At 49.1% G+C, this 15,922-nt stretch carries 7 protein-coding genes; all 7 read right to left on the bottom strand.

Annotated elements, in window-relative coordinates:
- Positions 1-3 precede the first annotated feature (3 nt).
- A complete protein-coding gene (locus ACLHR0_RS20835) occupies positions 4-1,962 on the bottom strand; it encodes a glycoside hydrolase family 2 protein (protein WP_436489198.1) in 1,959 nt (652 codons plus the stop codon).
- Positions 1,963-1,964: 2 nt separating this feature from the next.
- Positions 1,965-3,650, bottom strand: a complete 1,686-nt coding sequence (locus ACLHR0_RS20830) for a hypothetical protein (RefSeq protein ID WP_436489196.1) — start codon at positions 3,648-3,650, stop codon at positions 1,965-1,967.
- A gap of 2 nt (positions 3,651-3,652) precedes the next feature.
- Entirely contained in the window at positions 3,653-6,493 is a 2,841-nt protein-coding gene (locus tag ACLHR0_RS20825) for a hypothetical protein (protein WP_436489194.1), read from the bottom strand.
- Positions 6,480-8,330, bottom strand: a complete 1,851-nt coding sequence (locus ACLHR0_RS20820; RefSeq protein ID WP_436489192.1) for a glycoside hydrolase family 97 catalytic domain-containing protein — start codon at positions 8,328-8,330, stop codon at positions 6,480-6,482. Before ACLHR0_RS20820 ends, ACLHR0_RS20825 begins: the two co-directional genes overlap by 14 nt.
- A 174-nt stretch (positions 8,331-8,504) precedes the next feature.
- The gene (locus ACLHR0_RS20815) at positions 8,505-9,917 is read right to left on the bottom strand and encodes an SGNH/GDSL hydrolase family protein (protein WP_436489190.1); all 1,413 of its coding nucleotides are present in this window, start codon (positions 9,915-9,917) and stop codon (positions 8,505-8,507) included.
- Between the two features lie 7 nt (positions 9,918-9,924).
- Positions 9,925-13,326: a hypothetical protein gene (locus ACLHR0_RS20810; RefSeq protein ID WP_436489188.1), complete on the bottom strand. Its 3,402-nt coding sequence runs from the start codon at positions 13,324-13,326 to the stop codon at positions 9,925-9,927.
- A complete protein-coding gene (locus ACLHR0_RS20805) occupies positions 13,307-15,910 on the bottom strand; it encodes a glycerophosphoryl diester phosphodiesterase (protein ID WP_436489186.1) in 2,604 nt (867 codons plus the stop codon). The genes ACLHR0_RS20810 and ACLHR0_RS20805 overlap by 20 nt, the downstream gene beginning before the upstream one ends.
- Between the last annotated feature and the right edge of the window lie 12 nt (positions 15,911-15,922).

Raw genomic sequence — 15,922 nt, 5'->3', positions numbered from 1 at the left:
GTATTATTCCTTTATACTTTTTGTGACTACTACAAACCCGCCGGGTTTCACCAAGGCTACTGTGAGTGCCTTACCGGTAACAGGTATGGTCACCTCCTGGCTTTCACCCGGTTTCAGCGTCCGCAGCTCCAGTGAATTATTACCATACCTGAGCTGGTAATTGCATAGTACATAAGAAGGAAAATCAACACGGGCAGTGATCTTAACAATGGCTTTATCTTCATTCATCTTTACCAGTTCAATAACAGCAGGAGAAAATTCTTCCTGCCATACAGGATACACCGCACGCAGTGTCCTGTCGGGCGCCACCAATCCCCATGCACGGTAACCGTTTGCATCTGTTCCGGGATACCGGCTCAGGTAATCATTAAACGTCCATACAGAAGCTCCTATGAGATAATCGCATTGGCGGAAGATCTGCATGGCCCTTCTGAAATAAGTAATACGGTCTTCTTCTTTTCCACTTTGCGGCAGCCGCATACCAAATTCACTGATATAAACCGGCTTGTTGGGATATATTTCATGAATATGCTGGAGATGTGGCAGCTGATCGTTGCCATAAATATTGGTACTGATAAAGTCCACATACAGGGACGCTTCATCTTCCGGACGTTTTACAAATTCGCGCCATACATTAAAGCTGGCAAAGGTGACCAGCCGACTGGCATCCAGTGATTTTACGAAAACGCCCATATCTTTCACCCAGGAAATACCTTCCGGTGTTTGCGATTGAAACTCATTTCCCAGGCTGTAGGCGATTACGCTGGGATGATTCCAGTCGCGCTCCACCATTTCCTTCAACTGCGACTGATACTTTGCCCGCATCAGCGGATCGGCCATCTGGCGTGGCGTCATTTGCCAGTTACCAGCTTCGCTGATGATAAGGAGACCATGCTTATCGGCCCAGTCGAGCATACTTTCAGATACCGGGTAATGACTGATCCGCGACAGTTCCATGCTACCGCTTTTGATCAGCTGCAGGTCCTTCTCCAGCACCGTATCCGGATCAAGGGAACCGTATCCGGGGTAATCCAGCGGCCGGTTGCAACCGCCCATGCGGACAGGCTCACCATTCAGCAGCAGTTGCGTGCCTTTAATTTCCAGCCGCCGGATACCGAATGTTTTCCGCATGGTGTCTGCCCCTGCAATCACTTCAGCTTCGTAGAGATTCGGCGCATCCTGGTTCCATAACTTCGCAGATGACAGTATGCCTTCCAGTGTTACTTGCGAAGCATTGGCAGATATTTGTTTAAAGCGGATGTTATTTTTATTACCTGATTGATAGATGTTCACCTTTACATCGGGCGACAGGTAATCTTTCAGCGAAGCGATTACCTGTATACGGGCATTCCCTTTTTTCAGATCCGGTTCGGCCACTACCTTTATATTTTGTATAAAGGCTGCGGGCCGTGTAATAAGATGCACCGGCCTGGTGATGCCGCCATAATTCATCCAGGCATATAGCTGGGTGGCATTTGGCGCTTCTTTGGCGTCGCTGGCCTTAGCCCCGGGAATAGTGGTAGTATCCCACGCATTATTCACCGATACGGCGAGTGTATTTTTATCTTTTAGTAAGCCGGTTACCTCTATTTCAAAAGGCGTATAGCCGCCCTCGTGCCCGCCGGCCACCTGCCCGTTCAGCCAGATCTTTGCTTTATAAAACACGGCATCAAACTGCAGGAAGGTGCGTTCGTTTTTCTGCACAACAGGCGCATTGAACTTCTTAAAATACCAGGCCGTTCCGGTATAAAAAAAATAGCGCTTATCCACTGAAAAGCTATGTGGCACCTGTACTTTATCAAAGCCTGCTGAAGCAAAATCCGCAGCGTACCATTTATCCTGTATGCCCCTGCTCATGGGGTCTAACGCAAACGTCCATACGCCACTGAGCGGCGCCTTTGAAGTACCCTGCGCCATCACCAGGAAAGGGCTCAGCAATAACACGAATAGTATATTCTTCATCTTCATTGTTCAGTATTATTTTCAAAGATCACCTGGCCGGTGTTACTATTGTTTACTTTATAAGATTGATTCACCGAGATGAAATGATTATTGGTAATTTTCAACACCTTAATACCACTGGCATTAATGCCGATAGGTGCATTGGAAAAAGAACAGTGATCAAACTGTATGGTTCCTATTGCCATTGCTTCCGTGCCGCTGTTGCCAATCCCCACCAATCCTGTTTTACCGATGCGCGACACCCAGCCGCTGGCGTTAAAGTTGCATTCCCGGATCATCACATCCTGCGGAAAAGTGGCTTCATTATGCGTGGTAATTTCCGTACCCAGCACCAACGCAGGGTACATAATATGATCGTAGGAAACCTGCTGCAGCGTAGCTTTGGTGCATTTGATAACACCCGCGCACCCGGCGATGTTCCTGAAGGTGCTGTGCGACAACCGGTAGTCATCAATGTCCCACTCGTACACCGTGATAAGCGTTCCCGCCTGTACAAAATCAGGCAGTGAATCCTGCAAGGTGATGATACCATAAATACCGCCGTCTCCCGCTGGTTCCAGCTGCCAGCTCACCGGCATTTTACTGACAGCGTTATTTCCATTCCAAAACCCGATGCTGTCGTTTAAGAAAGGCGCTACGCCGGTATATCTTTTCCACACCCTTATTTTATTATATGCGAGCCGTTCCTTCACCTGGAAGAAGGCGCTGTGTACATTCTGTCCGTCCCAACGAACACCTTCCACATACATACTATCTATTGCTACCAGGCCATCGCAGCTGTTTATTTTCCAGGCATCGCGCGGACCTACTGCCAGTTGTCGGCCGGTGGCTTTGAATACCACCTGTTGCCCGGTAATGTTTTTGCAGGCGTAAGTATGGATACCAAATCCTGCGATGTTAACCATCGAGATATTTCTGAGAACAAGATCATCGCAGTTGTTTATTGCCAGCTGGAACATGGTTTGCCCGCCAAAGTGCCACGACACTATATCTCCCACGGCAAGCCGTGATGCAAAGGCAGCGTTGTTCATCCGCATATAATTCTTTTGCTCCCTTGTTTCCAGCTGCCAGTAAAGTTGCTGCGTGGCTATCTCATCAACGAAAGTAAGACTGGGCACCTGTTTCAACATACGTGTCGCACTGTCCCATATGTTAGCAGTATAGCAACCCATTCCGTTTACAGCCGGCAATCCGTCAAACACCTGCACCACTACATGCGAAGTATCTTTCTCCACCACTGTTCCCGCGGTAGCATACTGCGGATCGTTATCGAATACCAGGTTCTCCATCACCAGGTTATTGCACTGGTCGAAACGCATATGCGGCGGCAGTATCGTGTTATTCTGCTGCGGATTCTTCTTCACCAGCCACGTAGCCGGCGTATGATCCGCTGCTGCAGCTCCCTGTAAATGCAGCCCTGCATATTCCTTCAGACCAGTGTAAGCGTTCAATGCAGTGGCGCTTACCTGTAGCAGATCGTACCGGCCGCTGTCAAATAATATGGTAGGAATGCTATTTGCTTTTGCATAATTCAGTGCGTCCTGTATGCCTTTGGCATCATCCAGGCCATCGTTGGGGATGGCATGAAAATCTTTTACGTGTACGGATTGAGCGGACACGTGGATGCTCGCAGCCAGTAAGATGGCTGCTGTGGTCCTGAAAATTTTCTGTGCCGGTGTATTGTACATAATTATTCTTTTTCTCCCAGTACAACTGTTTTACTTTCTGCTGATTTTCCATCTATACCGGTTACGGCTAAACGGAATTTCACCGGTTGTTGTTCCGGTAATGGTACCGTAAACTCAAACGGGTAGGTGGTATCCGTGATTTTTGCTTCTTTCTTGGTATTACTGGTATAATACAGGGAGACATTTTTCAGCTTGGTATCATCGTCTTCCAGGTAGATATACAGGCGCCTGCCGTAACTGCCGAACTTAAACAGCATCGCGTGTGCGTTGCCGGTGCTGAGCCTGGTATAATCCCGGCTGCGGTTATTGGTCCCTGATAATATTTGTTGCTGAAACCCGGCACCTGCATAGGTTACATCCGGAAGCACTACGGCGGCTATGCCGTTGGCGGGTACGGTAACAACAAAGGTGCTGTCCTTGGTTTGTTGCGGCGCCGCGCCGGTGTATGAAATCACTTTACTTCCGGCGGCCGGTTTTACCAATGCGGGGTTTACTGTTACTGTGGCGGTAACGGGCTGCGCTGACTGATTGGTAAAAGCCAGCAATAGTTTATGATCCTTCCTTGCAGCGATGTAATTCAGCTCTGTATTGCTGATGCGCAGTAATCTTGCAGGCATCCATAGCTGCACGTTCTTATCCTGGTAAAAAGATCCTTTCTGCATACCATACATATTACTTTGCAGATAGGCGTATCCTTCAATATACGCTGCGGGAAAATGAATACTCCCTTTGCTACGTATATAGGTCTCCGTTACCAGGTAGTCGAGCAGCATGGAAGCCATAGGCAGGATATGATTATAATGAAAAGAATTTACGCTCTGTTCTTTATGTTCATGCAGCGGGAAATCTGCTTTTTCATAAGCTGTAGTTCGCGCAGTGTTGATATGATACCCGGGGAAGTTCCTGTAGCGGCCTATCACGGCCGCTTTGGCGACATTGAGGAGAAAGCTGTCTTTCGCATAATACCCGAGGCGTAACATCCACGGGGCATAGTTGGCCATGAAAATAGCGCGATGCCCTGTGGCGGTACCGGATGATTCCGGCGTCAGTCCTGTTTCCGAAAGCCGCCAGGCCGGCGCATTTTCCTCGGGGTAATACATGGGCTGATGTCCTTTGGATTGCAGGTACCAATACATGGGCGCCTTCCCGCCTTTATTCACGGTGATCAGGCTGTCGGGCACTACTGGGCACATCCAGGTGAACATGGTATAATTCCGGGCTCCCTGCACTGCTGCATCGAGGAATATTTTATTGCCGGTGAGTTCATACAGCTGTAAAAGCTCTATCCACCTGTTGGTATAAGTGGGCCAGAAAAAGAAGCTGCCGGAGAACGTATCATCAAAAGCAGTTTGTGGCTGGTACACCCGTTGTTCCAGGTATTGCTTTGCCTTTGTTACTGCGGCATCCAGGTAGGTTTTATTGCCGGTGGCGCGGTACAGCTGCATCGCGTTAATCCAGTTGTTACCTTTTTCTTTTACATCCAGATTGCGTATGCGGTCGTTGTTATATTCCCGCTGCATCATTTGCAGGTAAAAATCATTAGTGCCTCCTGAAAGCTCATAGAGCGCCGCTAACTCCGACAATGGCGCTACCGGACCTTTTAACCTGCGGGAAGGACTCTGGATCTTCTGGGTGCTGTCAAGGCTGAAAAGAAACTTCTCCCTCGACAACATAAACTCCATTAACGGATACGCCCTCTTTTCAAACATCGCTGTATCATCTCTTATCAGCGCCAGTTCCAGCGGGTTAAGACTGGAAACATTTTTCACAGCGCCCGGTACATCTGTGGAGTAAGCGCAGCCTTTGAGGCTGTCGATGAACCAGGCGTAGCCGGACATGGCATAGTCCACCATATTATCCAGCGTACTATTAAGCGAAGAGATATCATTGTGCCGGTAATCGCGGAAGCCAAATACTTTTTCCGCAATCCGTTCATAAGTATTGTTGATGGCAAGTGGTTCCGCTACCAGCTGAAGTCCGAAACGGAATGTTTGCCCGGCATTCATGCGGGAACCGTAACCTCCCGGTATAGGTGCATATACCTGTGGCTGCAATTGTTGCTGCGGGTTGAGCAGTGCAATACCAAACTGGCTGTTAGCCAGTACGGGCAACGGCTGAAAAGGAAGGTACTCCGGTGCGGCCAGCACACCAATGGTAGCAGCGCCGTCGTATACCATGGTAGTGGGCAGTGTAGCCATAAATGCCGGCGTAAGATAGGCGGCATCCGGGATCCGCTTTTCCTGCCAGATCAGTGGCTGCCATATGGCAGTGGCCTTCTCCTTTACAGATGCCGGCGCGCCGGTATAACCAATGCTGTAATAGCCATCCTGCAAAGGCTGGAAGCTGTACTGCAATACGGGGTAAGGTTTGGCGGAGGTGATAACATAAGCCGTTAACCGGAATTTTTGGGAAGAGGGGAAACGGAAGAAAACCGTGTCATTCTTTTGTTCAATGCTATCTGCAACGACCTCCATCCTTTCCCCGGCGTTAAATATATTCGCGGTTCTGTATTCTTTTTTGCTGCGCAGTATCCTGTCGTCGAAGCCGTCGCCGGCAACCGAAGCACTTATTTTCTTTTGTTTGAAGTCGGCCTTCGCGCTATCGGCTACTTTCCAGGTAAGCACATTGTATTCAACTTTTTTAATACCGGCGGGCTTTAGCGCCATACCGGGATCCGTGGCGTTATATAATACCACAAATGACGGAGCGAATGCGTACGACCGGCCGGCAGTGGTGATAACAATATTCTGCTGGTTTACAGACACCCGGCTTTGTGCATTCACCATGTTAGCGGCGATGCACAACAATCCGATATGACCATATAGTTTTCTAGTCGTTTTCATTATTATGTGCTGCTAACCGTAAAACCAAACCGCCTGTTGCGGGTATCATTATTTTCCTGTAATATTTTGCATTGATCTCCGGAGATGTGGATGCAAAAGCGTTGCCATCAGGCGTGTCTGTGATCAGTGTTGCTGTATATTTTATTTTTTTACTGAGAAAAGATGGCTGCAGGGTAAATGTGCTGGCACTGTCAGTTCCGTTAATCACGGCTATGTACCAATCGCGCCCCTTCCTCCGGGCGAAAGCGGCCATCCTGCCTATATCGCTGCCAGGCAGCACAATGGTTTCATCCCAGGTTACCGGCAATGTTTTCAGCAGTGGGAGAATGGGTTTATAAATATCATTATCCAGCAAAGTGGCCGGGTTTTCCGCGATGCATTGAAACGGCGAATTAAACAGGTATAGCAGTGCCAGCTGATGCGTATTGGTTGTATGTCCGCGGTTGCTAAAAAAGCCGGGGGTATAATCGCCGTGCCCGCAGAGGAACCGGGTGAAAGGCAACGCCGCATTATGCCATGCCGGGATCGGTTCTTTCATAATATTCAGTTCCATGCCGCGGATACCTTCGCGGGTCATTTCATTGGGGTAAGTTTTGCTTTCTCCGGTAGGCGCCTGGCAGCCGTGGAAGTTAACCATCAGTTTCCTGGCGGCCGTTGCTTTTAGCAGGCCCTCTTCAAACGCGATCAGTGTTTGGGCTTCGCTGTTCATGAAGTCGGTTTTAATGCCTGCCGCACCCGCCATCACTACGCTGTCGAGGAAAACATCCCGCTGCGCGGTGTCTCTTATCTCTTTAGAGTTTTTCCATACCCATATACGTACCCCTTTCTTTGCTGCATCACTGCACAGCATTTTCAGCTGTTCCCATTTATGGGGCCATTTGGTTTCCCAGCCTTCATCCAGCAACGAATATTCAAAGCCCAGGGCAGCAGCGGCGTCTATAAACCGCATCTCTTCTGCAGGCTCCATATAGTGTTCATCTCTCGTAATCCAGCTCCATACGCTTTTACCGGGCTTTATGTAGGTGATATCGGTAAATAAACGGCTGTCGGGCTGCGGATTCAGATTTTCAATCACCTGGTTATTCACCATTGCGTTGAGGTTATCTGCATACAGGATCGTTCTCCACGGGGTAACTAATGTACCTTTCACTACAAAACCGGTATCGCCTTCTGTGAAGTTCACCTGCAAGCTGCCATTGGCGGAGGCTTTGAGCCGCATGCCACTATAGCTATACAACGCAGCTTCAGTAATCACTGCATATTTTTTTTGTGGCAGTTCAATCACTAGCGGCTTTCCCTGAATGGGGCCTTGTGCTGACACGGTGGATAACTGACTGATGGTAGAGCGTTGCCATAACCCTGCATACGACTGGAGTTTCCAGCTGTTGTTCCGTTCAAAATACCATACACCGTATGAAGCCGGCACAGTAAAAGCAGTTAATTCTTCCTGCACGTGTTTATCTGCTGTTCCATCTATTATATAACGGAAGGCGCAGCCGTTATCAAACATCCTGCATTCTATGGTATAGGTGGTACCAGGCTCTTTTATGGCGATCGTATAGGCAATGCACTCCTGTTTAGCTACAGCTGCATTCAGCCGCGTGGGATGTGTTTCCCGGATTATCTCCCTTTTGGAGATGGTCATTTGTTGCACATGGACGCCGGTGGTTTTGTTGTTTACCCTGATGCCCATGCGCGATGGCATGATCACCCACTGCTTGCCAGCCTGCAGCTGGTACAGGAGGGCGCCGTGTGCTGTAAAAAGTTTTGTGCACAGTGTTTTATGCGGACTTTGCAGCAACAGGGTATCAGTTGCCTGTGCAATCTGAACAGGCAATAATAGAAGTATGATTAACAAGCACCGCATATGAACGTGAAATAATTAATACCGTATCAGTTTTTAATCCTTCAAATTAACAGCCTGCGCATCGTAACTTCAAAATATAGGGCCGCTAAAAAAGTTGGGAACATTCCCATTTCACGGGAATGTTCCCATAAAAAGTTGCTGTTGTTACAGGGGCTTTCCCCTTAAAAGGATCTTCCCGATATACACCGTGGTTTTATCGTACTTAGCGGGGTTCCTGGTAATATCTTCCAGTTGTTTATCTCCCAGGATTTTTACTTTATCTGCTTTTTCGGAAGATAGCCGGATGGTGACGGTATGAATACCGGGCGCCAGGGAGATGAACTCGTATTGACCGCGGTACCTATTATTGCAAAAGTTATTGAACCGGTTAATTACGTTACTGCCATTGGGATCTGTTGCGTTCACTATCTTCAGCTGGCGGGCGCCTTTTACACCGGCGGCGGCGAGCCTGGCCGGCTTACCATCCACTATTACTTCCAGCTGCCCCATTTCGGGACCACCGATATCAAAAATGCCAAACATGCTGCCGTTGAATTTAAAGGTAAAGGAAGCGCCTGGCTGCGTTGCTTTCATAATATAGGGGAACCATCCTGTAAACTGTTTTTGCGGGGAATTGGCGGTATTAACGCGGCTCCAGTCAGCACTGAATGCAGCAATATCCTGCGGGGCATACATGCCCGCGTCTTCCCAGTTATTTGCTATCAGTGGTGCAGGTAATGTGGTGGAAGAAATAGCGGTGTGTTGCTTCAACTTATTCATGCCTCTTGCAATAGCCGCTGCATACAGGTTGCCACCGGCTGTTATCGGGTGTATACCATCGCGGGAAAAAATAATTTTGCCCGGTATAGCTGTGCTGTCACTCTTCCACTCCACCTTCCCTTCTTTTACCAGCACGGATATTTCCATACCAAGATGTATGGATGGCAGCTGGTAATGATCCGCTATTTTCTCAAGGCCCTGGATGTTTTCAGGGATGCTGCCTTCCAGGTAGATTTTCGTATGTTCGTTATGGATCGTATAAATAAAGCAGATGTCGATAGTGGGATCATACTTTCGTATCTGTCTCACAATACCTTCCATTCCATCTGTATAGGCGCCGTTCACCGCAAATTCCACAAATACCAGGTCGGGGTGATATTGCAGCAGCTGATCCCGGAGGCGGCAGGCGCCAAGATCAGTGCCTGTGCCGGATACCCCGGCATTGATGCCTTTCATGGTTACCGATGGATACATCGACTGGATATAACGGGTGGCCTGTGGCCGGTAGCATTGATTACCCTGCGTAATGCTTCCTCCTATAAACCCGATCGTCACCGGTTTTCCTGACGCAACTTTTTGAAAGAAATGAGGCGCTCCGTTGCGCACGGTGGATTCCGCCGGGTTGTTGAAGTTGCCGGGGGCTATTAATGGCACAGTATCAGCCGGGTAAAAATATAAAGGCGAGGCGCCTGCCTGTGAAAGGGCAATGAGCTTAGCTCTTTCCGCTTCTTCTTTATGCTGTGCAGCTATTTCCAACGACATTCCCATACATAGTACCAGGATAAAATAATGCTTCATATTGCGATCAGTTGTTATCAAATGTGACAATCCCTTCTTTCACTTGTCCGTTTCCGGTGGTGACCTTTACTTTCAGCACCGCTTCTGCTGATATTTTCACGGGATAAAACGAGCTTTCATAAGGATAGGCAGTAATAACACGGCTTTCTCCATTCAGTTGGAAGCTGGTCTGCAACCCCGCTTCAGGCGGCGATTCCAGGTAGGTGTATATGGCATCCCATCCAAAGGGCGAACGTATCCTGAATGCATAACATTTGCCAATCCCTGTACCCAGATCCAGCACCTGCATACCATTCTTTACCGGCGGTATACTTTTCACTTCTCTCTTTATCTTCAGCGGGAAAGAGATGGCAGAAAATCCCTTACCGGTAACGGGCACACGCAGTTTGCGGTTGTTCACGGGAACAGTGGCCGGCGGAGCAGCGGCAGTGGCATAACAGGCAGCAACTACGTTATCCTGCACCGCGACTTCCTTTCCAAGAAGAATATCAGCGGTTACTTTTTCCTGCGATTCATTGAGTAAAAACAACCAGAAGCGGTTGTGAGAAATAGCGGTGACATAATTTACGGCCGGGTTGTTTATTTGCACCAGTCCTCTTTTCATCCAGAGGCGCACGCCTTCATCATCGAATACTTTGCCGCTGCCTCCTCCAAATACCCGGTTATTAAACCATACAAAGCCGTCCTGCTTGCCATAGGGGAAACTCACTTTCCCGTGGGAACGCTGTATTGCTTCGGTGATGAGGAAATCCAGTGTAAACGCCAGATGCGGCGGAATATGATGATAATAAACAGAGCTCACATCCGGACCTTTATAAGGGAAATCCGGCTGCATCGTAATATCAGTAAACCCGGTGGCATAGTAGCCGGGGTAGTTTGAAAAGCGTCCTATCACGGCATTGCGTGCATAGATTTCAAAAATCGTCCGGTTATCTTCAGCAAATAAACGTAACAGGTGAGGCGCCCAGCTGCTCATGAATACCGGTCGCACCAGCTTGCCCGGATCAAAGAATGTAAAGGGTTGCTCAAATCCGAGTCCAACGGGAGATACGAGGCTTTGCGGCACCTGTTTCTCCGGTGCATCGCCTTTCTTTCTTGGAAACCCGAGGCGGTATTTCTCTCCGCCTTTCCACCACAACGTAGTGTTGCCATCGTAGGTACTGCCCGGATGAATCGTTTGCAGCTGTTCCTTTACTTCCGGATACACCCTTACTCCCGCCAGCGTCTGAAAAGCAGTAGTTTCCGCAGCGCGCAGGAAGAACGTATCTTTTGTGATGTCATAAAGGTCTGTGAGATCCCACCAATAGGCGTAGAAAGATGCATTATAAAAAGGCTGCTTGCCTAATGGTGCGGTTTTAGTGCCATATACTTCCGTTGCAATATACTCCTTCGCATGTTTCTTTGCGGCCTCCAGCCAGCTTTTATCTTTGGTGAAACGGTAAGCTGCCAGTTCCTGTGTCCAGGCGGGAATGTTCACTGAATAGCCTTTCGCTGACCTGATATTATTTCCGGGAAGCGCTATTTCTTTTAGCCAGGGATTGGCTTCACCAAGCAATTGATGCAAGCCCTCGTAGTATGCCGTGGTAAACTGCGAGTGGTAGGGGCTCAGCACCAGCGACTGTTTATCTTTGTTAAACGGTGTGCCGGCAATGCCCCTCGACCAGCGGAACCCGCTGCGGGACAGCGTATACTCGATAGTGGGCAATGCCCTGCTGATGTAAAACGCTTCGTCCTTTTCCAGCACTGCCGCTGAAACCACTGCCAGTGGCGCAGCCTGCACAACGGTGGGCGTCACTTTCGGATCTGCTTCGATATCGTAAAAGCCTTTCAGTTCCGGCGCCCAGCCCGCTGCGGTGTCGTTCCGGATCAGGTCTGTAATATTGAAAACAGTTTCTGTGAGAGAAACGGGTCCCTGTATGCGATAGTCCTTTACTTTATAGATACTGTCTGATATATACGCCAGTGCATCGTTCCAGCCAGAGGGCAATGCACCCAGTGCAAATTCACGGGTGACAGCCTCACCGGCGGCACGCCTGGAATCATCCAGTCCCAGCACCGGCGATAACGCTACCGGCTGTACGTTATTCTCTTTATTCTTAATGGTAAATCCCATCGGCGAAGTACCTGCTTCTCCCCAATCCAATGGGAAATCGGCCGGTGTTCCGGAAACAAAAACAGCGATCCTCTCCTTCGTTTCCATGATGGCCAATGGCTGCGGCATCATGGCAGAAGGCAGCATCACCGGGTGATCCGGGATGCGCTGGTATTGAAACATGGGAGGCAGCTGTATGGCGGTTACCTCTTCTTTTTTTACTCCTTCAAAACCGGTAACTGCCAGGCTGTAATATCCCGCCTGTTTTGGTATATACGTTAACGTTAGCAGTAAATGATTATTGCCAGGCGCCAGTTGCCAGGTACCTTTCAGGGTATCTCCTGCGGCAGTCTGATAGGTGACATCCAGTTTTTTATCCGATAACTGCTTCACGGCAACCGGCAGGCATTCCTGTAGTGTGCCCGCAAGAAAGGGATTGGTAAGACTTTCAGCAGCCAGTACCGTGAACGTTTTGCCGCGGCTTTGGAAACTACCGGAAGCTGCCGGTCCGTTCCAGGAAGGGAAGAAACTGCCAAAGCTGATCTGCGGATCTTTGGCGGTAAGCAGGAATATTTTGCTTCCTTCGCCATGCGTTTGCATATCGATCCACTGATCGCCTTTCCGGATACTGTTACTGGCTACTATCTGCCGGTCAGTTGTTTGCAGGAATTGCAGGCGGAGTTTACCGTTGCTAATACCAGCGATAACAGTGCCTTGCCCGGAAATATTTTTCACACCGGCTGCCGGTGTAACCGGAGCAGGTGGTATATACTTCACCGTTAGTGGCCTTATTTTAAAACGCTGGAGTGATGCCAGCGGTTCTGTATTTGGATCAAAGCCGGCAGTGGCCAGGAAGATGGCATCACATCTTCCAAAATTACCCTTTGTATCCTGCAGCGCAACTACATTTTCGCCGGCATCAAGCGTAGCAGTACCAGCCTTTTCCCAGTAGTAGCCTTCCTTGCCATGCTGCCCTGGTTCTTTTTCCAGCGGTTGCTCGTTGATGGCTACCTGGAACAAACGCGTGCCGGGTTTATTGGCGGGATAATCCGGGGTACGTACCCAAATAGTAAATGTGCCGGCAGCTTTGCTGTTGATCACGGTAAGCGCATCCGCGGCTTTTACTTTACCGGAAAAAACGCGGAGGATAGTATTACCGGACACTTGTTCGCCCGGCACCTTTTCCACCTGCCAACCGCCTTTGAACTGGAAATCTTCTGCTTCCAACAAGTAGCCGGTTTGCGCTTGTACTGATGATACGCTGCACAGGCATCCTATGGCAGCCAGGAATAAATATCTACTTAGCCAACAGCTCATAATTTATTTCTATTACATTCAGTCCGTAAGGCGGGATGTCTTCCTGGAATGATGGCGTTATTTCAGTGGTCTTTTTACTGCCGTTTTTACTGATCCGGTAGCAGGCAACCGGCTTTATGGTTTTACCGGGCAGTACTTTGGTGTAATCAATGTCTATCGAACACTTCAGCGGATCGTCGTCGCTGTTCAGCAACAGCAGGAACAGCTTATGCTCTTTAAGATTAATAGCGCAATAGTAATCGAGGTAAGGGTTATTTGTTTTCAGCAATCCATCTTTCAACAACAAATCCGCACTGGTACCATACACTTTCCCTGCGGCAAAACCATAGGTTTGATGCGGCCCTACTTTCGGTGTAATAAATCCTCTCGGGAATTGAACTTTCCCGGATGAACGCATCTCCATTTCAGCCAGCAGGTAATCGGTGATCCATCCCACCTGCCACCAGGCGTGGTGCGGATAAGGACCGGCGCCTTTATTCATCACATCCCAATAGTAGGAGGCTACGCTGGTAGCGCTATCTACAAACGCATCTCTTCCGAGCACGGCGGCGCGGGCCATGTTCAGGAACAGGGAATCGCCGGTGAGGGTGAACATGCGCACAAACATACCGGCATGACTAGCCAGCAAAATAGGTCCACGATGATTGGCAGAACCAAGGATACCACCATGCTCGAAGCTGAGCCCTGCCTGGCTTATCTCCCAGTCCTGCCGTAATACACCGTTCACCTTTTTACTTTTGGCGGAAGGAACAGGGTGAGTATAAATAGAAGTCGTGTACAATTGCGCGGTGCGCACGGCGGCCTGCAAATACTTGCGATCTTTTGTGATATCGTAAAGATCCAGCAGTGCCTGGGCGCTTTGCCCGGTTGCAAAATCCGGCGCAAAACGGGCATCGCCGCAAACGCCGAGGAAATGTCCTTTCGCGGTGGCATTCCGGATGAACCAGTCGGCGCCACGTTTAGCCGCATCAAGGTATTTTTTATCTTTCAATATTTTCCAGGCTACTATCAGCCCGTAAAAAGTAGGACGCAGGTCCTCCACTTCCGTAAACATTTCCTTTTGCGAAGCATGGTCGTAAGCCACCGCCCATTTCCCTTCGGGCGCCATCCAGGCGAGCAACCTATCGGCTGCAGATTGCAGTTCTTGCTTTAATACCGTATCGCGTGGATTAAACAGCAGGACATTACCCATGTCCATCATCATGTAATAGGTGAGACCAATGGGTTCTACATACGGTCCCCATTCTTCTGTAAATCTTTTACTTTTTGTGAGATAATATTGTCCTGCTGCGGCGCCGTGGAAAAAGCCGGGCGTATTATCCTGTTGCTGTAATTTAAAGTTGCGGGCATAAGGCAGGCGCGTTTGCTGCAGTACGCTGTCGCCGGTGATGCCGGCCAGCATCCACATAGCGCCATAATCGGAATTCTTCATGGCATCTTTTTCCGATCCATACACACCCCCCAGGTAAGATTGTGCGCCGATATCGATCCCTTTATAATTTTCGATGTTCCATAATGATGTCTTATTATTCACTACATATTTATGCATGGATAAGATGCGGCTGGTGAGTGATTGTCGCGTCTTTTTCAGCGCCAGGAAATCGTTGAAATGGTAAATATCGTTCACGGCGTGCTTGAACACCGTATACCAGCCGGCCTTCTGCAGCGAGTACCTGAAAGAAAAAGTCACCTTCTCTCCTCTTTTCAGGAGGGAGCCTTTTTCTCCCAGCACCGGGTGATAGAGTGTAGGCGTAAGCGATGCCTTCCTGTTCATAAGGGAAAGACCAAGGAGCCAGTCACTCTGCGTATTCGTGTCATCTTCCCAGGGATCCCTTCCGGTACCGGGGGTGGGTATTACCGCCAGCGTGAGGTTGTTTTTGGTTTGGATGAAAGGCGACAAGGTGGCCGCCGTTCTCTCGCGGACAATCACCGGTTTATCGGGGATGCCCTGCATATAGGCGTATGCTTTTATAATATCTTTCTCCACCGCATTACTTTGAAAGTATCCCGGTATGCCTCCCCAGGCCAGTTCATTTTCCGGAACAGTAGCCAGCGTGGGTGTTGCCAGGGAATAGTAGCCGTCTTCCTTTGCCTGCAATGATATTTCCACCAGGATATCTGTTTTAAAGACTTCATCCAGTCGCCAGGAGGAAGTAACCGTAGCCTTATTATTTTCCCCCGTGAAGACCAGCTCCCCGTTATTTTTTTTAACGGAAGAAGGATAGAAATAGATGGCCTCGCCGGCAGTATTCATGGGAACGGGTTTCAGGGCTGCTTCCCATAAAGGAACAATGTATTTGTATTGCGGCTCCAGGAAACTGCTCTTCTTACCCGACTTATCGTATAATGTGATGGGTGTATTTCCGGGCTTCTCTTTCGTATACAGCAGGGTGTATTCGCCACTGGTATGCGGCAGGGATTGCCCGTGAACGGCCACCTCTTTAATATGCCATTCCCCGTTTTTGCTGGTCCAGGAAAGCCGCAGCGCGTTGTTGGCCAATGCGGTTTGTTGCTGTGCCGGTGCAGGTATACAGCAAACGCACACTGCATAGTATAAGATACCGGCTGATAATATTTCTCTCAAAGGATCTGCTTT

The organism is Chitinophaga sp. ARDCPP14 (genome assembly GCF_051362515.1).
Classification (GTDB): Bacteria; Bacteroidota; Bacteroidia; order Chitinophagales; family Chitinophagaceae; genus Chitinophaga.
This window is presented reverse-complemented; position numbering and strand designations above follow the sequence as displayed.

What these genes read in the sequence shown, in the direction of transcription:
- ACLHR0_RS20835 (WP_436489198.1), bottom strand. Translation starts at nt 1,962, where the DNA reads ATGAAGAATATACTATTCGTGTTATTGCTGAGCCCTTTCCTGGTGATG.
- ACLHR0_RS20830 (WP_436489196.1), bottom strand. Translation starts at nt 3,650, where the DNA reads ATGTACAATACACCGGCACAGAAAATTTTCAGGACCACAGCAGCCATC.
- ACLHR0_RS20825 (WP_436489194.1), bottom strand. Translation starts at nt 6,493, where the DNA reads ATGAAAACGACTAGAAAACTATATGGTCATATCGGATTGTTGTGCATC.
- ACLHR0_RS20815 (WP_436489190.1), bottom strand. Translation starts at nt 9,917, where the DNA reads ATGAAGCATTATTTTATCCTGGTACTATGTATGGGAATGTCGTTGGAA.
- ACLHR0_RS20810 (WP_436489188.1), bottom strand. Translation starts at nt 13,326, where the DNA reads ATGAGCTGTTGGCTAAGTAGATATTTATTCCTGGCTGCCATAGGATGC.